Genomic DNA, 16,314 nt, shown 5'->3' on the forward strand with positions numbered 1-16,314 from the left:
GGGCTTTTTGTTGGGCTTACATTTCTACTTGAGTGCCGAGCTCGATCACCCGGTTAACCGGCAACTTGAAGAAGCGCAGGTTGCCGTTGGCGTTCTTCAGCATGAACGCGAACAACCCTTCGCGCCAACGCGCCATGCCCTTGATGCGGGACGCGATCACGGTTTCGCGGCTGAGGAAGTAGGTGGTGCGCATCGGGCTGAAGTCCAGGTCATCCAGATGGCATAGCTTCAGCGCTTCGGGCACGTCCGGTTCATCGACGAAACCAAAGTGCAGGATCACCCGGAAGAAGCCCTCGCCATAGGAATCGACCTCGAAACGACGCTGGGCCGGTACACGCGGGATGTCTTCGTAGACCACCGTCAACAGCACCACCTGCTCATGCAGCACCTGGTTATGCAGCAAGTTATGCAGCAAGGCATGGGGCACGGCATCCGGGCGTGCGGTCAGGAACACCGCCGTGCCTTGCACGCGATGCGGCGGCTGCACACGGATACTGCTGATAAAGATCGGCAGCGGCAGCCCACCTTCGTCCAGCCGGTCCACCAGCAGCTCCTTGCCGCGCTTCCAGGTGGTCATGAGGATAAACAACACAATCCCCGCCAATACCGGAAACGCACCACCCTGCACGATCTTGGGCACGTTGGCGGCAAAGAACAGCCCATCCACCAAGAGGAAACCGATCAACACCGGGATAGCCAGTACCGGCGGCCATTTCCACAGCAACAGCATCACCGCCGACACCAGAATGCTGGTGATCAACATGGTGCCCGTCACCGCCACACCGTAGGCCGAAGCCAGGGCGTTGGAGGACTCGAAGCCCAGCACCAGCAGGATCACGCCCACCATCAGTGACCAGTTCACCGCGCCGATGTAGATCTGGCCTTGCTCGGCGCTGGAAGTGTGCTGGATATGCATGCGCGGGATGTAACCGAGCTGGATCGCCTGACGGGTCAGGGAGAACGCCCCGGAGATCACCGCCTGGGAAGCAATCACGGTGGCTAAAGTGGACAACGCCACCAGCGGGACCAGAGCCCACTCCGGTGCCAGCAGGTAGAACGGGTTGCGGGCTGCCTCTGGATTTTCCAGCAGCAGCGCGCCCTGGCCAAAGTAGTTGAGCACCAACGCCGGCAGCACCAGGGCGAACCAGGCACGGGCAATCGGCTTGCGTCCGAAGTGGCCCATGTCGGCGTACAGCGCCTCGGCGCCGGTCAATGCCAGTACCACCGCACCGAGAATCGCCACGCCCATGCCAGGGTGAACGATGAAGAAGCGCACGCCCCACACAGGGTTGAGGGCATTGAGCACCTCAGGGTGCTGGATGATTCCATGGATGCCCAGGCCGGCCAACACCAGGAACCACAGCACCATCACCGGGCCGAACAGCTTGCCGATGCGGTCCGTGCCATGTTTCTGGATCAGGAACAGCCCCACCAGCACCACCAGCGAAAGCGGCACCACCCAGCGCTCAAGGCCATCAAACGCCAGTTCCAGGCCTTCGACCGCCGACAATACCGAGATCGCCGGGGTGATCATGCTGTCGCCGTAAAACAGCGCCGCACCGATCAGGCCGAGAATCACCAGCACCGAACGCAACTTGGGGTAAGGTGCCGCCGCCCGCCGGGCCAAAGCCGTCAGGGCCATGATGCCGCCCTCGCCCTGGTTATCCGCGCGCAGGATAAACAGCACGTACTTGATCGAAACGACCCAGACCAGCGACCAGAAAATCAGCGCCAGGATCCCGAAGACCCCGTCGTGATTGACCTGAACCCCATAACCGCCAGCAAACACCTCTTTAAGGGTGTAGAGCGGGCTGGTGCCGATATCGCCGTAAACCACCCCCACTGCCGCCACCAGCATGCCGATCGGCTTTGCGTTGGACTGCTCGGCACCTGCTGCCTGACTACTTGCCTGACCCATCAACCACTCCTGCCCTTTGACCTGCGGTCTTTTATAAACAGCGCGCCTGCTGCGGGCGCCTATGCTGTCCACAGCATGCGCTGTTTTACTTCTCGTTACAGACGATTTATTGACCGAGGAAATTCACTCAGGTGCAACGGCGCGAAGCATAGCGCAGCACTCGTCGTATTTCCCTGCATAAAGCTGGTCAAGAGCGATTCCCGTCGCTAGAATTGCGCACTTTTTGATCAGAGGCACACCAAGTGCCCATCCGCCACCTTTCGTGCACGACGGGCGGCGTCATTCAATACCGAGGTTAGACATGTCCACCACCATCGCAAAAGCCAACCCCAAGGTCGGCTTTGTATCCCTGGGTTGCCCAAAGGCTCTGGTCGACTCCGAACGCATCCTTACGCAACTGCGCATGGAAGGCTATGACGTCGTGTCCACCTACCAGGACGCGGACGTGGTGGTGGTCAACACTTGCGGCTTCATTGACTCGGCCAAGGCCGAGTCCCTGGAAGTGATCGGCGAAGCCATCAAGGAAAACGGCAAGGTGATCGTCACCGGCTGCATGGGCGTGGAAGAAGGCGCCATCCGCAACGTGCACCCAAGCGTGCTGGCCGTGACCGGCCCGCAGCAGTACGAGCAAGTGGTCAACGCCGTGCACGACGTAGTGCCGCCGCGCCAGGACCACAACCCGCTGATCGACCTGGTGCCGCCGCAGGGCATCAAGCTGACGCCGCGCCACTACGCCTACCTGAAGATTTCCGAAGGCTGCAACCACAGCTGCAGCTTCTGCATCATCCCGTCGATGCGCGGCAAGCTGGTGAGCCGCCCGGTGGGCGACGTGCTGGACGAGGCCCAGCGCCTGGTCAAATCCGGCGTGAAAGAGCTGCTGGTGATCTCCCAGGACACCAGCGCCTACGGCGTCGACGTCAAATACCGCACTGGCTTCTGGAACGGCGCGCCGGTGAAAACCCGCATGACCGAACTCTGCGAAGCCCTGAGCAGCCTCGGCGTATGGGTGCGCCTGCACTACGTTTACCCGTACCCGCACGTTGACGAGTTGATCCCGCTGATGGCCGCCGGCAAGATCCTGCCGTACCTGGACATCCCGTTCCAGCACGCCAGCCCGAAAATCCTCAAGGCCATGAAACGCCCGGCCTTCGAAGACAAGACCCTGGCGCGCATCAAGAACTGGCGCGAGATCTGCCCGGACCTGATCATCCGCTCCACCTTCATCGTCGGCTTCCCCGGCGAAACCGAAGAAGACTTCCAGTACCTGCTGGACTGGCTGACCGAGGCCCAGCTGGACCGCGTCGGCTGCTTCCAGTACTCGCCGGTGGAAGGTGCTCCGGCCAACCTGCTGGACGCTGCCATCGTGCCGGACGACGTCAAGCAGGACCGTTGGGAGCGCTTCATGGCGCACCAGCAGGCCATCAGCTCGGCGCGCCTGCAACTGCGCATCGGCCGTGAGATCGAAGTACTGATCGACGAAGTCGACGAGCAAGGCGCTGTAGGCCGCTGCTTCTTCGATGCACCGGAAATCGACGGTAACGTGTTCATCGACGATGCCAGCGGCCTGAAGCCAGGCGACAAGGTCTGGTGCACCGTGACCGACGCCGACGAGTACGACCTGTGGGCTGAAAAACGCGCATAAGGTGTAAAGAATTGAAAAAGCCCTGCCTCTGGACAAGATGCGGGGCTTTTTTAGGTCTATCGTTTTGCCCATCGGCGCCAATCATCGGCAAGGGGCAGCGGGCATGCGTCAGCATTCGGTTATCCATACACCCAAATCCAGCGACTATCAGGAACTGACCCGCATCTGGGAGGCTTCGGTGCGGGCCACCCATGACTTCCTGCCGAACAGTTACATCGAGTTGCTGAAAAACCTGGTGCTGACCCGCTACCTCGACGCGGTGATGCTGATCTGCACCAAGGACTCGCGCCAGCGCATCACCGGGTTTGCCGGGGTGGCCGCGGGCAAGGTCGAGATGCTGTTTATCGACCCCGAGCACCGTGGCCAGGGCCTGGGCCGGCAATTGCTGCGCTATGCCATCGAGTCGATGAATGCCGATCAACTGGACGTCAACGAACAGAACCCGCAGGCCCTGGGCTTTTACTTCAAGCAAGGCTTTGAGGTGATCGGACGCACGGACCATGACGGCATGGGCCAGCCTTATCCGTTGCTGCACATGCGTTTGCGCCAGGCCCAGCCACAGGCGCGTCGCGGCTAAATGAAATGGAGCCGGGATTAACCGGCGCCACACAGGTACAATAGCCGCCCCCTTTTGTTTCGGCCCTTGTCATGACTGAACCCCTACGCCTCTCCAAACGCCTCATCGAACTGGTCGGTTGCTCCCGTCGGGAGGCTGAGCTGTTCATCGAAGGCGGCTGGGTCACGGTGGACGGCGAAGTGATCGACGAGCCGCAGTTCAAGGTCACCACCCAGAAGGTCGAGCTTGACCCTGAGGCCAAGGCCACAGCGCCGGAGCCGGTGACCATCCTGTTCCACGCCCCCGCCGGCGTGGATGCCGAGACAGCCATGGCGTCGATCAACGCCGAGACCCTGTCGGAAGAACACCGCTTCAGCAAGCGCCCGCTCAAGGGCCACTTCCTGCGCCTGACCGCCAGCAGTGACCTGCAAGCCAAGGCCAGCGGCCTGCTGGTGTTCACCCAGGACTGGAAGATTTTGCGCAAGCTGACCGCTGACGCGAACAAGATCGAACAGGAATACGTGGTGGAGGTGTCCGGCGACATGGTCGCCCACGGCCTGAACCGCCTCAACCATGGCCTGACCTACAAAGGTAAGGAATTGCCGGCGGTGAAAGCCAGCTGGCAGAACGAGAACCGCCTGCGCTTTGCGCTGAAAAACCCGCAACCGGGTGTGATTGCCTTGTTCTGCGAAGCCGTCGGCCTGAAAGTCGTCGCCATTCGACGCATCCGCATTGGCGGAGTCTCCATCGGCAAAGTGCCGGTAGGCCAATGGCGCTATCTGTCCGGCAAAGAAAAGTTCTAAGACTTTTTTCGCCGCCGAATCTCTCGATACCGCCTGCCTGGGCGGTGTCCACAGTTGAATGACCAGGATTGCCCACCATGATTCACAATGACGTACTGCGCAGCGTGCGCTACATGCTCGACATCAGCGACAACAAGATGGTCGAGATCATCAAGCTCGGCGGCATGGAAGTCACCAAGGACGACCTGCTGACCTACCTCAAGAAAGACGAGGAAGAAGGCTTCGTGTTCTGCCCGGACGAAGTCATGGCGCATTTCCTCGATGGCCTGGTGATCTTCAAGCGCGGCAAGGACGAGAGCCGTCCACCGCAGCCGATCGAACTGCCGGTGACCAACAACATCGTCCTGAAGAAACTGCGCGTGGCCTTCGAACTGAAGGAAGACGACATGCACGCAATCCTCAAGGCCTCCGAGTTCCCGGTGTCCAAGCCTGAGCTGAGCGCACTGTTCCGCAAGTTCGGCCACACCAACTACCGCACCTGTGGTGACCAGCTGTTGCGCAACTTCCTCAAGGGCTTGACCCTGCGCGTTCGCGCCTAAACCCGTGAACTACAGCGTCTCGCCCATCGGCTTTGTCCGCTCCTGCTTCAAGGAGAAGTTCGCCATCCCGCGCCAGCCACAACTGGCGCCTGCCGCCCGGGGCGTGCTGGAGTTGGTGGCGCCATTCGACCAGGGTGAGGCGGTGCAGGGTTTGGAACAGGTCAGCCATGTGTGGCTGCTGTTCCTGTTCCACCAGGCGCTGGAAGACAAGCCCCGCCTGAAAGTGCGCCCGCCTCGCCTGGGTGGCAACACGTCCATGGGCGTGTTCGCCACCCGCGCGACGCACCGGCCCAACGGCATCGGCCAGTCAGTGGTCAAGCTGGACAAGGTGGAAGATGGGCGCCTGTGGATATCCGGGATCGACCTGCTGGATGGCACACCGATTCTCGACATCAAGCCGTACGTGCCGTACGCAGACATAGTTGACACTGCGACCAACAGCATCGCCAGCGCTGCGCCACCGCTGATTCCCGTGCAGTGGCTGAAGACTGCGCTGCAACAGGCAGAAGGCCACGCTCAGCGCCTTGGCGAGCCATTGGTGGCGTTGATCGAGCAGTGCCTGGCGCAGGATCCACGGCCGGCGTACCAGACGCCGGGGCCGGAGCGGGAATACGGGGCGCAGTTCTGGGATGTTGATGTGCGCTGGCACTATCCCGAAGCCGGGATGATTTGTGTGCTGGAAGTCGTGTCGGCCGGGTAAACCGGAAACAAATGTGGGAGCGGGCTTGCTCGCGAAAGCGGTGGATCAGTCAATACATCTGGTGACTGTTACACCGCTTTCGCGAGCAAGCCCGCTCCCACATTTTTTTGCGTCGCGCTTATTTCTCGACGAACGCACGCTCGATCAGGTAGTCGCCCGGCTCACGCATACGCGGGGAAACCTTCAAACCGAAGCTGTTGAGCACTTCGCTGGTTTCATCCAGCATGCTTGGGCTGCCGCACAGCATGGCGCGGTCGTCTTCAGGATTGATCGGCGGCAGGCCGATATCGCTGAACAGCTTGCCGCTGCGCATCAGGTCGGTCAGGCGGCCTTCGTTTTCGAACGGCTCACGGGTCACGGTCGGGTAGTAGATCAACTTGTCACGCAGGGCCTCGCCGAAGAACTCGTTCTGCGGCAGGTGCTCGGTGATGAATTCGCGGTAGGCGACTTCGTTGACGTAACGCACGCCGTGGCACAGGATCACTTTTTCGAAACGCTCGTAGGTTTCCGGGTCCTGGATCACGCTCATGAACGGCGCCAGGCCAGTGCCGGTGCTGAGCAGGTACAGGTGTTTGCCCGGCTTCAAATCGTCAAGCACCAGGGTGCCCGTCGGTTTTTTGCTGATGATGATCTCGTCGCCTTCCTTCAAGTGCTGCAATTGGGAAGTCAGCGGGCCATCAGGCACCTTGATGCTGAAGAACTCCAGATGCTCTTCCCAGTTCGGGCTGGCAATCGAGTAAGCGCGCATGAGCGGGCGGCCGTTGGGCTGTTGCAGGCCGATCATCACGAACTGACCGTTCTCGAAGCGCAGGCCCGGATCGCGGGTGCACTTGAAGCTGAACAGAGTGTCGTTCCAGTGATGAACACTGAGGACACGCTCGTGGTTCATGTTGCTCATGTACGGGGGACTCCTGGAAATGGGTCTGCGCCAAATGATGGATGCGCAATTGCACAGCATTCTAATGGCGGCGACAATATCTGTTAACTGGATTATTAAGATAAGGGTTATCGGTTATATCGATATGCGATTTACTCTACGTCAACTGCAAGTCTTCGTCGCCGTCGCCCAGCAGGAAAGCGTCTCGCGCGCTGCTGGCCTTCTGGCCTTATCTCAATCCGCCGCCAGCACGTCGATTACCGAGCTGGAGCGTCAATCCAGCTGCCAGTTGTTCGACCGCGCGGGCAAACGCCTGAGCCTCAACGCCCTCGGTCACCAGCTATTGCCCCAGGCGGTGGCACTGCTGGACCAGGCCAAGGAGATCGAGGACCTGCTCAACGGCAAGTCGGGCTTCGGCTCCCTGGCGGTCGGGGCCACGCTGACCATCGGCAACTACCTGGCCACGCTGCTGATCGGCAGCTTCATGCAGCAGCATCCCGAGAGCCAGGTGAAGCTGCATGTGCAGAACACTGCGCATATCGTGCATCAGGTGGCGCACTACGAAATTGATCTGGGTCTAATCGAAGGCGACTGCAGCCACCCGGACATCGAGGTGCAAACCTGGGTGGAAGATGAACTGGTGGTGTTCTGCGCACCCCAGCACCATTTGGCGAAGCGCGGCCAGGCGACCATGGAAGAGCTGACCCATGAAGCCTGGATCCTGCGGGAACAAGGCTCTGGAACACGCCTGACCTTTGACCAGGCCATGCGGCATCACCGCAGCGCGCTGAATATCCGCCTGGAGCTGGAACACACCGAGGCAATCAAACGCGCGGTGGAATCAGGCTTGGGGATTGGCTGCATTTCCCGGCTGGCGCTGCGCGACGCCTTCCGGCGTGGCAGCCTGGTACCGGTGGAAACCCCGGACCTGGACCTGGCCCGGCAGTTCTACTTCATCTGGCACAAGCAGAAGTACCAGACCTCGGCGATGCGCGAATTCCTCGAGCTGTGCCGGTCGTTCACCGCCGGGGTGCAGCGCAGCGACGAGATTGTACTGCCGACCATTGCCTAGATCAGGATCACGGCCCAGACCAGGGTAATCATGGTCAGCGCTACGAACTGCGCGGCGCTGCCCATGTCCTTGGCGTTTTTCGACAAGGGGTGCAGGTCCAGGGAAATCCGGTCGATCGCCGCTTCGACGGCGGAGTTGAGCAACTCGACGATCAATGCCAGCAGGCACACGGCGATCAGCAGCGCCCGCTCTACCCGGCTGACGTTAAGGAAGAAACTCAGCGGGATCAGGATGACATTGAGCAACACCAGCTGACGAAACGCCGCCTCGCCGGTGAAAGCCGCACGCAGGCCATCCAGGGAATATCCGCCTGCGTTGAAGATACGTTTGATACCGGTTTGACCCTTGAAAGGCGACATAGAGTAGGCAACTGAGCAAAAAGGTGTGGGGAAACTAGAGTAAGCAAAGTCAAAAAAACGTGAATGAACAGCGTCTTAATGCTGCGAAATTGACTCAAGTTGTTGCAAGAGCAGCGCCGCCTGGGTTCGCGTACGTACGCCGAGCTTGCGGAAGATCGCCGTGACGTGAGCCTTGATGGTCGCTTCCGACACGCTCAGCTCGTAGGCAATCTGTTTGTTCAATAGACCTTCGCAGACCATGGTCAATACGCGGAACTGCTGGGGCGTGAGGCTGGCCAGGCCATCACGTGCGGCCTTGGCTTCGTCGGAGACGTTGATCTCTTCAAAGGCCTGCGGCGGCCAGGAGACATCGCCATCCAGCACCGTGCGCACGGCTTTCTGGATGTCTTCCATGGAGCTGGACTTGGGAATGAAACCACTGGCACCGAACTCCTTGGAGCGCACCACCACCGACGCCTCTTCCTGGGCCGATACCATCACCACTGGTATCTGCGGGTATTGCCCACGCAGCAGCACCAGCCCGGAAAAACCGTAGGCACCCGGCATGTTCAGGTCCAGCAGGACCAGGTCCCAGTCGGACTTTTCGGTAAGGCGGGTTTCCAGCTCGGCAATGCTGGCGACTTCGACGAGGCGTACATCCGGCCCCAGGCCCAGCGTGACCGCCTGGTGCAGCGCACTGCGAAACAGCGGGTGGTCATCGGCAATCAGGATTTCGTATGTGGCCATTTATTAAATGATCCTGTTTTTTAGGGCGGCACTGATGGGTTCAGTGCTCGCCAACGCGCAAGGTGGCTGCCAGGCCAGCAGTCACCAAAGGGCGCGCTCAACGTCAAAAAGCGACGTATCCAATCTGTGACAGCGCCCCAATCGGCGCCAAGCATGCCCAGCGTAGCCTGGGTGGTCAAGCGCTACGCCCGTGGCTATTTTAGCGGGCTGCGCGTTTGCGCGGCCATCATGCAAAGGTCGGCTGGCCATGACACCTATAGATAAAGTGCAAGGCGAGTATGGACGACATCGGCCGGGTCCAGCGCCAGTTGAAACTTGGCGGCCAGGTAGTGGGTGCTGAATACGTCCAGGTAGGCATCCAGGACTTCACTGGCTGCGGCATCTTCAGCCAGCTCCAGGCACAGCGCGGCGACTTCGGCGGTGCAGAAGTGGTCATCACGCTTGGAGCGACGCAGCTTGTAGCGCGACAGTTGCTCGGGCGCCAGGCTCAGCACCGGCAAGTGCTCCAGGTACGGGCTCTTGCGGAACATCTTGCGCGCCTCGCTCCAGGTGCCGTCCAGCAAAATGAACAGCGGGCGCTTGCCCTCCTCCAGCCTGACCTGATGGACCACCCGCTCCGGGGCCACGAATTCGCCGGGAAAGACGATGTATGGCTGCCATTGCGGGTCGGCCAGCAAGGTCAGCAACTCCGGCTCAACCTCAGTGCGCGACCAGGGGAACGCAGTCGTGTCGTTGATCACATCGGCAATCAGCCAGCCGGTGTTGCTGGGTTTCATCGGCTCTACGTCGTGCATCAGCAGGCACATGCCGGATCTGGCCTGGACCTTGGGCCGCCAGGCGCACAGGCAGTACTCGGGAATCACCCGGCAGCCGGGGCAGCGTTCGGCCCGCGAGCCTCGCGCTACAAACGGTTTTACGGCACGGGCCAGGCGCTGCGTGCGCAAACGGGAGACGGCATGGCTCATCGGGTGCGCCGCAGGGAAGTGGAAATCGACACGGATAGAACTCGGAAGGCAAAAGTTACCGCAGTTTACCAGAGCCGCCCCCGGCCACCTGCACTTCCCGGCAATAGGCTGGCCCTAGGGGCAAGCGGTCACCTATAATCCCGCGCCACTGAACGCACAGCGCAGTGGCTGGTCTATGCACCAGTAACCGAATCAGGAGAGTTTCATGCTGCGTCTTATGCCACGCCTTGTAGTTCCGTCCGTCGCCCTCGCGCTGGTGTTGCCTCTGGGTGCCCAAGCGGCCTCGTTGCTGGAGGCTCAACTGAACAGGAAGCTGCAAAGCGTCGCAGAGGAAACCAACAAAGAACTGCCACGGGAAATTGACGAAAAGACCCTGGAAGTTGCCTACACCGTTGAAGGCTTGCAGCTGATTGACCATCTGAGCGTACTGCCCGACCGCGCCGAGCAAATGCGCGCCAACCCCAAGGCTGTTTACTTCCAGCTCGGCCAAAGTGTGTGCCTGAACAAGGGTTACCGCGAGCTGATGGCCAAGGGCGCGATCATGCGCTATGAAATCACCGAGAACAAAACCAACCGCCCGGTAGCCTCGGTGAAGTTCCAGGAAGCAGATTGCCCGGCACCGGCTGCCGCGAAGAAGAAAAAGTAAGCGATAACTCCTGTCGCGCGCCGCTGACCAGCGGCGCGCAATATCCCCCTCTGCACTCTCCGCCATTGCCCGCCCGCGGCAGCGTCTAAACTCCCTCAGAAGTGATCAATAAGCGGTTGCCAGCCAAGACTTTATAGGCTCATGATCAATTCATCCTGAACGCCTGGAACATCGGGTTTTCACACCGTCCTGTAACATTTTCAGGGCAAAAGAGGGTTGCCCTCCTGAGCGTGCAATGCAAAGGTTTTTAATCATAAGGAATATACAGAACCGGTTTCGCCCACCTCGTTAATCAGAGGCAACGACACATGCAGTGTCGTGGTCCCGACGAATCTCTCGCCGGCACCCAGGGTTCTGTGAAGAAGGAGAAGTTGAATGCCTTACGAACCGAATGAACTCCTGATCCGTCAATTTGAAGAAAACGGCACCGACCTCACGCAGCAGGTCGACGCGCAACTCCATTTGATTGCGCCCAACAGCCCGAATATTCCCCTTTATCGCGACATGATCTTCACCGTGTTGCGCATGGCCCAGGACGACCGCAGCCGCTGGAATGCCAAGATAACCTTGCAGGCGATCCGGGAACTGGACCACGCCTTCCGCGTGCTCGAACAGTTCAAGGGGCGGCGCAAAGTCACGGTGTTCGGCTCGGCGCGCACGCCGGTGGAAAGCCCGTTGTACGCACTGGCCCGGGAAGTGGGCGCGGTCCTGGCCCGTTCGGACCTGATGGTGATCACCGGCGGTGGCGGCGGCATCATGGCGGCGGCCCACGAGGGTGCCGGCCTGGAGCACAGCCTGGGGTTCAACATCACCCTGCCCTTTGAACAGCACGCCAACCCGACCATCGATGGCACCGAAAACCTGCTGTCCTTCCACTTCTTCTTTACCCGCAAGCTGTTCTTCGTCAAGGAAGCCGACGCCTTGATCCTGTGCCCGGGCGGTTTCGGTACCCTGGATGAAGCGCTGGAGGTGCTGACCCTGATCCAGACCGGCAAAAGCCCGCTGGTACCGGTGGTACTGCTGGATGCACCAGGCGGTAGCTTCTGGCAAGGCGCACTGGACTTTATCCGCAGCCAGCTTGAGGCCAATCGCTACATCCTGCCCACCGACCTCAAGCTGGTCCGCCTGGTGTACAGCGCCGAAGAGGCGGTGGACGAAATCAACCAGTTCTACGCCAACTTCCACTCCACCCGCTGGCTGAAGCGCCAGTTTGTGATTCGCATGAATCATCCGTTGAGTGACCGCGCACTGGCCCATCTGCAGGAGGCATTTGCCAGTCTTCGCCTCAGTGACGACTTCCAACAAATCGCGTACACCGGCGAAGAGCATGACGAGCCAAGCTTCAGCCATCTGACGCGGCTGGTGTTCAACTTCAACGGGCGTGATCAGGGACGGTTGCGGGAATTGGTGGATTACATCAACTTGCCGGAAAACTGGGCCCAGGCTCAGGGGAAAACGCAGCAGCGGGTGACGGAGACGGCGTGACCTGACACTGAAACGAAAAAAGGCCCGCTATTTTCATAGCGGGCCTTTTGGGTTGTGTCAGGTAGAACGATGCGCAGGTTAGGGCCGCTGCGCAGCCCAGCGGGAGCAAGCTCCCTCGCCACACCAAGCCCCGCAATGATCAGAGCAACCATTTACCAGGCGCAGACTTCAGTCATCCATATCCCGACCGCTCAACAGGCGACTGATCATCTCCATCGAAAACCCGCGATAACTCAGGAAGCGACCTTGCTTAGCCCGCTCACGCGCATCAATGGGCAGATGACCGGCAAACTTGCGCCGCCAGGTTTCTTCCAGTTGCGCCTGCCAACTGATGCCACACTCACGCAACGCGAGTTCGATATCAGCCCGCTGCAGGCCACGCTGGCTCAGCTCTTCACGAATTCGTGCAGGGCCATAGCCGGATCGGGCTCGGTAGGAGACGAAACTTTCGAGGTAACGGGACTCCGACAGCAGCCCTTCTTCCGTCAAACGGTCAAGGGCTGCGTCGATCATCTCGGGATCTGCGCCACGCTGACGCAGCTTACGCGTCAGCTCGACTCGACCATGCTCGCGCCGTGCGAGCAGGTCCATTGCAGTGCGCCTTACGGCGACGGGTGTATCCAGGACAACGCTCATCGTTTGCTTCAGATGTCAGTGTCGACTTCTTCTACTTCTTCAACCGGCTCGCGGTTGGCGGCAGCCTTGACGTCAGGTGCCGGGGTCAGCAACTTGTCGCGGATCTGCTTCTCGAGCGTAGCGGCAACATCCGGGTTATCCGCAAGGAACTTGGCCGAGTTGGCCTTGCCCTGGCCGATCTTGCTGCCGTTGTAGGCATACCAGGCACCGGATTTCTCGACGAAACCGTGCAGCACGCCCAGGTCGATCATCTCGCCGTTCAGGTAGATACCCTTGCCGTAGAGAATCTGGAACTCGGCCTGACGGAACGGCGGGGCCACCTTGTTCTTCACGACTTTAACGCGGGTTTCGCTACCGACAACCTCGTCACCTTCCTTCACCGCGCCAGTACGACGGATGTCCAGACGGACCGAAGCGTAGAACTTCAGCGCGTTACCACCGGTGGTGGTTTCCGGGCTGCCGAACATCACGCCGATCTTCATCCGGATCTGGTTGATGAAGATCACCAGGCAGTTGGCGTTCTTGATGTTACCGGTGATTTTACGCAAGGCCTGGGACATCAAGCGGGCTTGAAGGCCCACGTGCATGTCGCCCATTTCGCCTTCGATTTCAGCCTTGGGTACCAGGGCTGCCACGGAGTCGACCACGATCACGTCGATGGCGTTGGAGCGCACCAGCATGTCGGTGATTTCCAGCGCTTGCTCACCGGTGTCCGGTTGCGAAACCAGCAGGTCGTCAACGTTGACGCCCAGCTTGCCGGCGTATTCAGGATCCAGGGCGTGCTCGGCATCGACGAACGCACAGGTGGCGCCCATTTTTTGTGCCTGGGCAATCACCGACAGGGTCAGGGTGGTTTTACCGGAAGATTCAGGACCGTAGATCTCAACGATACGGCCTTTTGGCAGGCCGCCAATGCCGAGCGCGATGTCCAGACCCAGAGAGCCAGTGGAGATAGCCGGGATCGCCTGACGGTCGTGATCGCCCATACGCATTACGGCACCCTTGCCGAATTGACGTTCGATCTGACCCAGGGCCGCAGCCAAGGCTTTCTTCTTGTTGTCGTCCATTAAAGTCCTCACGTAATCAATAAGGCCTGGCGGCCAACACCTGTATAAGTAGACAGTATTGTTCCACAAAGATCCGTGATCGCCTACCCCTGATTTTCTATTTCTGCTGCAGCTCGTCGCAACAAGCCCTCTAGCGCGGCCTTTACCGTTTGTCGGCGGACCTCGTCGCGGTTGCCGGGAAAGTGTTCGAGCTCGGCGGTAACCTCATCGCCCACGCCCCAGGCCAGCCATACGGTGCCCACCGGCTTGTCCGGCGAACCGCCATCGGGCCCGGCCACGCCGCTGACTGCCACGGCAAAACGCGCCAGGCTTTTCTCCTGGGCGCCCCGCACCATCGCCTCCACCACTTCGCGACTGACGGCACCGACCTTGGGGAACAGGGCCTCCGGCACATTCAGCTGCCGGGTCTTCTGGCGATTGGAATACGTGACATAGCCCGCCTCGAACCAGGCCGAACTCCCGGGAATCCGCGTGATTGCCTCGGCGATACCGCCGCCGGTGCACGACTCGGCCGTTGTGACGTGGGCATTGAGAACCTGCAAGCGTCGGCCAAGTTCAGCGGCGAGTTGAGTAATTTCCTTCACGGTCATCTCCTGGAGTGGACGGGCGTTCGCCTACCCTACAGGAGCCCATGGGCCATGCAAGTTACAAGAGACTAACGCGCGACGGCCCGGACATACGCCTGGCAGGCGCGCAAGGCGATCATTGCGTTATCGCCGTCGTCGGTGATGCCGATAATTCGTTGAGCATGCGCCGGGTCAAGTCGGGCTCGCGGGGCGCCATGAACCAGGCGGCCGGAGGGGGTGGTGGCTGGCATTGCACAGCCGCTGGCTGAATCGCTGGCGTCGAGAAGGACTGACAACCGCACATCAGCAGTGGCCAGGCGATCCCGCAGGTGAGCCTGAGCGCGTTGTGCATCGGAAAGCTCCCGGGTGTGTTGTTGGTCGCTGGCGCTGAGTTGTTGCTCCAGTGCCAGCCGTTTGTCCTGTTCCACCTGTTGTTGCTGGCTGAGTGCTGCGGCATGCAGAGCCTGCAGGTGCTCGAGTTGTGCGCCATATCGCCAAGCCTGTACCTGCCAGGCAACACCCGCCGAAACTGCGAACAACAGGCAAAACCCAAGCAGGCGACACGACGTCAGGAAGCCCATGACACCGCCTTCGCCCGCGCCCACAGTTGCATACGGTTCTCCAGACCGTTGAGGCCACCATTGATGCGCCGGGTGATCGTGGTGAACTGGTCCTGGTCAGCCAGCTCGTTCAAGCCATTGCGCTGCCAGAACCACGCGGCAGATTCGCACGCCCATTGCGGCGTCTCCAGCAACTCCGGTTGGTGCAACAAACGCTCATCGCCGAACAGTGCCTGACTGCACGCCAGGTAGTTGCGCCGGCCGGTGATCTGGATCAGGCCGCGGCCGCGATACTTCTGGCCATCGCCGTCGGCTTCCGGGGAGTTGCCCAGACGGGCGGCCAAGGTACCGGTGTCGTATTTGCTCAGGTATTGATCGCTGCCCAGTTCACGTACGTAGCGCAGTTCGCCGGATTCGTGGCCGATTTGGGCGAGGAAGGCGGCGATGCGTTTGGGTGTGGTGATTTGGCGGTTGGACATGGCTGTGTTCAGCGCAGATACGAAAACGCCCGCTTGGGCGCGGGCGTTGGGCATGATTTGCACAAGATCATTCTGGGTTATCGGCATGAAAAAACCTCCGAACTCACGAGCACCACACTATTGTACAAGGCCAACCATCCAGTCCGGTTTAACCGGCCGAAATTCGGAGGCTGGAAACTTCGAGTTCTGCGGCCAATCACGCAGCAGTTGGAAATAAGCCAGCAGTTGCGCAAATTGTCCTTCTGTCAGCGTGGTATCTCGCTTCAGATCGGACTCATCCCGATGGCGCTCGCGAAGCCACTTGATACTGTCGATTTCCGAATCCCGCCAGAGTCGTTCGGATTCACATTCGTTCGTGTTCCTCAGCTTTTCATCGAGATGCCAGGACGAGCCATCCCAAACGTGATCTGACCCGGGGCGTTTCAGCGAGGTAAGCTCCAACGGCAACTCACCTAACTGCTGCCATTGGATCTCCTCGCCGGTATCCGTTCGATACACAAGGCCGCGCAGGTCCGGAACCAGGTTCCAGATAGCTTGAGCATCTTTAACGTGAACCGCAGCAAAGCCGGGCTCGGTTACAGGCGGGGCTTCACTGAAAGCCATGGAGGGGATAAGCCAGGCCCCCTCGACAAGTGGATCGGGGTCAGCAAAAGCCGTTCCGATGTATTCGCCCGTCACCGGGTGTGCCTGATAAACAACAGGGGCAGAAGCAGTCATG

The 16,314-nt window shown here is 60.2% G+C and carries 19 protein-coding genes; 8 read left to right on the plus strand and 11 right to left on the minus strand.

All coding sequences use genetic code 11. The features are described 5' to 3' along the window. Window positions 1–16: 16 nt before the first annotated feature. Window positions 17–1,918, minus strand: coding sequence for a potassium transporter Kup (locus tag HX873_RS12450; protein WP_003208622.1), 1,902 nt, complete (start codon window positions 1,916–1,918; stop codon window positions 17–19). A 301-nt stretch (window positions 1,919–2,219) separates the two neighbouring features. Between HX873_RS12450 and rimO the strand changes: the two genes are divergently transcribed. The 5 genes from rimO (at window position 2,220) to tsaA (ending at window position 6,158) form a co-directional block, all read left to right on the plus strand. Beyond that, window positions 2,220–3,560 carry a 30S ribosomal protein S12 methylthiotransferase RimO gene (gene rimO / locus HX873_RS12455; RefSeq protein ID WP_003208624.1) on the plus strand — a complete coding sequence of 447 codons (1,341 nt, stop codon included), beginning with the start codon at window positions 2,220–2,222 and terminating at the stop codon, window positions 3,558–3,560. A 103-nt stretch (window positions 3,561–3,663) separates the two neighbouring features. Next, the gene (locus HX873_RS12460; protein WP_177122735.1) at window positions 3,664–4,137 is read left to right on the plus strand and encodes a GNAT family N-acetyltransferase; all 474 of its coding nucleotides are present in this window, start codon (window positions 3,664–3,666) and stop codon (window positions 4,135–4,137) included. Window positions 4,138–4,208: 71 nt separating this feature from the next. Then, complete coding sequence (locus HX873_RS12465) at window positions 4,209–4,919, plus strand: rRNA pseudouridine synthase (RefSeq protein ID WP_003208627.1); 711 nt, start codon at window positions 4,209–4,211, stop codon at window positions 4,917–4,919. 77 nt (window positions 4,920–4,996) lie between these two features. After that, window positions 4,997–5,458, plus strand: coding sequence for a DUF1456 family protein (locus HX873_RS12470; RefSeq protein ID WP_003208629.1), 462 nt, complete (start codon window positions 4,997–4,999; stop codon window positions 5,456–5,458). Between the two features lie 4 nt (window positions 5,459–5,462). Next, a complete protein-coding gene (tsaA, locus tag HX873_RS12475; protein WP_102369819.1) occupies window positions 5,463–6,158 on the plus strand; it encodes a tRNA (N6-threonylcarbamoyladenosine(37)-N6)-methyltransferase TrmO in 696 nt (231 codons plus the stop codon). A gap of 118 nt (window positions 6,159–6,276) precedes the next feature. On the opposite strand, the gene fpr is transcribed toward tsaA, so the two are convergent. Beyond that, window positions 6,277–7,056: a ferredoxin-NADP reductase gene (gene fpr, locus HX873_RS12480; RefSeq protein WP_003189055.1), complete on the minus strand. Its 780-nt coding sequence runs from the start codon at window positions 7,054–7,056 to the stop codon at window positions 6,277–6,279. Window positions 7,057–7,180: 124 nt separating this feature from the next. On the opposite strand from fpr, the gene HX873_RS12485 reads away from it, so the two are divergent. Continuing rightward, window positions 7,181–8,107 (plus strand): LysR family transcriptional regulator, encoded by a 927-nt coding sequence (locus HX873_RS12485; RefSeq protein ID WP_003208633.1) that lies wholly within the window; start codon window positions 7,181–7,183, stop codon window positions 8,105–8,107. Here HX873_RS12485 and HX873_RS12490 read toward each other — a convergent pair. The 3 genes from HX873_RS12490 to HX873_RS12500 all read right to left on the minus strand — a co-directional run bounded on the left by HX873_RS12490 (window position 8,104) and on the right by HX873_RS12500 (window position 10,157). Then, the gene (locus HX873_RS12490) at window positions 8,104–8,466 is read right to left on the minus strand and encodes a diacylglycerol kinase (protein WP_003208635.1); all 363 of its coding nucleotides are present in this window, start codon (window positions 8,464–8,466) and stop codon (window positions 8,104–8,106) included. The two genes, HX873_RS12485 and HX873_RS12490, sit on opposite strands and share 4 nt — an antisense overlap. Before the next feature lie 75 nt (window positions 8,467–8,541). Then, the gene (gene erdR / locus HX873_RS12495) at window positions 8,542–9,192 is read right to left on the minus strand and encodes a response regulator transcription factor ErdR (protein WP_003208636.1); all 651 of its coding nucleotides are present in this window, start codon (window positions 9,190–9,192) and stop codon (window positions 8,542–8,544) included. A gap of 254 nt (window positions 9,193–9,446) precedes the next feature. Next, window positions 9,447–10,157, minus strand: a complete 711-nt coding sequence (locus HX873_RS12500; protein WP_177122736.1) for a tRNA-uridine aminocarboxypropyltransferase — start codon at window positions 10,155–10,157, stop codon at window positions 9,447–9,449. Between the two features lie 205 nt (window positions 10,158–10,362). Between HX873_RS12500 and HX873_RS12505 the strand changes: the two genes are divergently transcribed. Continuing rightward, window positions 10,363–10,803 (plus strand): PA3611 family quorum-sensing-regulated virulence factor, encoded by a 441-nt coding sequence (locus tag HX873_RS12505; RefSeq protein WP_003208640.1) that lies wholly within the window; start codon window positions 10,363–10,365, stop codon window positions 10,801–10,803. Window positions 10,804–11,178: 375 nt separating this feature from the next. Then, complete coding sequence (locus HX873_RS12510) at window positions 11,179–12,288, plus strand: TIGR00730 family Rossman fold protein (RefSeq protein WP_087695311.1); 1,110 nt, start codon at window positions 11,179–11,181, stop codon at window positions 12,286–12,288. Between the two features lie 168 nt (window positions 12,289–12,456). On the opposite strand, the gene recX is transcribed toward HX873_RS12510, so the two are convergent. The 6 genes from recX to HX873_RS12540 form a co-directional block, all read right to left on the minus strand. Further along, window positions 12,457–12,924: a recombination regulator RecX gene (gene recX / locus HX873_RS12515; protein ID WP_003208644.1), complete on the minus strand. Its 468-nt coding sequence runs from the start codon at window positions 12,922–12,924 to the stop codon at window positions 12,457–12,459. Window positions 12,925–12,932: 8 nt separating this feature from the next. Further along, complete coding sequence (gene recA / locus HX873_RS12520) at window positions 12,933–13,991, minus strand: recombinase RecA (protein ID WP_003208645.1); 1,059 nt, start codon at window positions 13,989–13,991, stop codon at window positions 12,933–12,935. 83 nt (window positions 13,992–14,074) lie between these two features. Continuing rightward, complete coding sequence (locus tag HX873_RS12525) at window positions 14,075–14,575, minus strand: CinA family protein (protein WP_003208648.1); 501 nt, start codon at window positions 14,573–14,575, stop codon at window positions 14,075–14,077. 71 nt (window positions 14,576–14,646) lie between these two features. Continuing rightward, window positions 14,647–15,138, minus strand: a complete 492-nt coding sequence (locus tag HX873_RS12530) for a lysis system i-spanin subunit Rz (protein WP_177122737.1) — start codon at window positions 15,136–15,138, stop codon at window positions 14,647–14,649. Beyond that, a complete protein-coding gene (locus HX873_RS12535; RefSeq protein ID WP_087695309.1) occupies window positions 15,126–15,683 on the minus strand; it encodes a glycoside hydrolase family 19 protein in 558 nt (185 codons plus the stop codon). The genes HX873_RS12530 and HX873_RS12535 overlap by 13 nt, the downstream gene beginning before the upstream one ends. Before the next feature lie 30 nt (window positions 15,684–15,713). After that, on the minus strand, window positions 15,714–16,313 hold the full coding sequence (locus HX873_RS12540) for a phage tail assembly chaperone (RefSeq protein WP_102369821.1): 600 nt from the start codon (window positions 16,311–16,313) through the stop codon (window positions 15,714–15,716). Window position 16,314 lies beyond the last annotated feature (1 nt).

The organism is Pseudomonas sp. P7758 (assembly GCF_013386485.1).
GTDB lineage: Bacteria > Pseudomonadota > Gammaproteobacteria > Pseudomonadales > Pseudomonadaceae > Aquipseudomonas.

Coding starts and splice junctions, on each gene's coding strand:
- HX873_RS12450 (WP_003208622.1), bottom strand. CDS start 1,918: ATGGGTCAGGCAAGTAGTCAGGCAGCAGGTGCCGAGCAGTCCAACGCA.
- rimO (WP_003208624.1), top strand. CDS start 2,220: ATGTCCACCACCATCGCAAAAGCCAACCCCAAGGTCGGCTTTGTATCC.
- HX873_RS12460 (WP_177122735.1), top strand. CDS start 3,664: ATGCGTCAGCATTCGGTTATCCATACACCCAAATCCAGCGACTATCAG.
- HX873_RS12465 (WP_003208627.1), top strand. CDS start 4,209: ATGACTGAACCCCTACGCCTCTCCAAACGCCTCATCGAACTGGTCGGT.
- HX873_RS12470 (WP_003208629.1), top strand. CDS start 4,997: ATGATTCACAATGACGTACTGCGCAGCGTGCGCTACATGCTCGACATC.
- fpr (WP_003189055.1), bottom strand. CDS start 7,056: ATGAGCAACATGAACCACGAGCGTGTCCTCAGTGTTCATCACTGGAAC.
- HX873_RS12485 (WP_003208633.1), top strand. CDS start 7,181: ATGCGATTTACTCTACGTCAACTGCAAGTCTTCGTCGCCGTCGCCCAG.
- HX873_RS12490 (WP_003208635.1), bottom strand. CDS start 8,466: ATGTCGCCTTTCAAGGGTCAAACCGGTATCAAACGTATCTTCAACGCA.
- erdR (WP_003208636.1), bottom strand. CDS start 9,192: ATGGCCACATACGAAATCCTGATTGCCGATGACCACCCGCTGTTTCGC.
- HX873_RS12500 (WP_177122736.1), bottom strand. CDS start 10,157: ATGAGCCATGCCGTCTCCCGTTTGCGCACGCAGCGCCTGGCCCGTGCC.
- HX873_RS12505 (WP_003208640.1), top strand. CDS start 10,363: ATGCTGCGTCTTATGCCACGCCTTGTAGTTCCGTCCGTCGCCCTCGCG.
- HX873_RS12510 (WP_087695311.1), top strand. CDS start 11,179: ATGCCTTACGAACCGAATGAACTCCTGATCCGTCAATTTGAAGAAAAC.
- recX (WP_003208644.1), bottom strand. CDS start 12,924: ATGAGCGTTGTCCTGGATACACCCGTCGCCGTAAGGCGCACTGCAATG.
- recA (WP_003208645.1), bottom strand. CDS start 13,991: ATGGACGACAACAAGAAGAAAGCCTTGGCTGCGGCCCTGGGTCAGATC.
- HX873_RS12530 (WP_177122737.1), bottom strand. CDS start 15,138: ATGGGCTTCCTGACGTCGTGTCGCCTGCTTGGGTTTTGCCTGTTGTTC.
- HX873_RS12535 (WP_087695309.1), bottom strand. CDS start 15,683: ATGCCGATAACCCAGAATGATCTTGTGCAAATCATGCCCAACGCCCGC.
- HX873_RS12540 (WP_102369821.1), bottom strand. CDS start 16,313: ATGACTGCTTCTGCCCCTGTTGTTTATCAGGCACACCCGGTGACGGGC.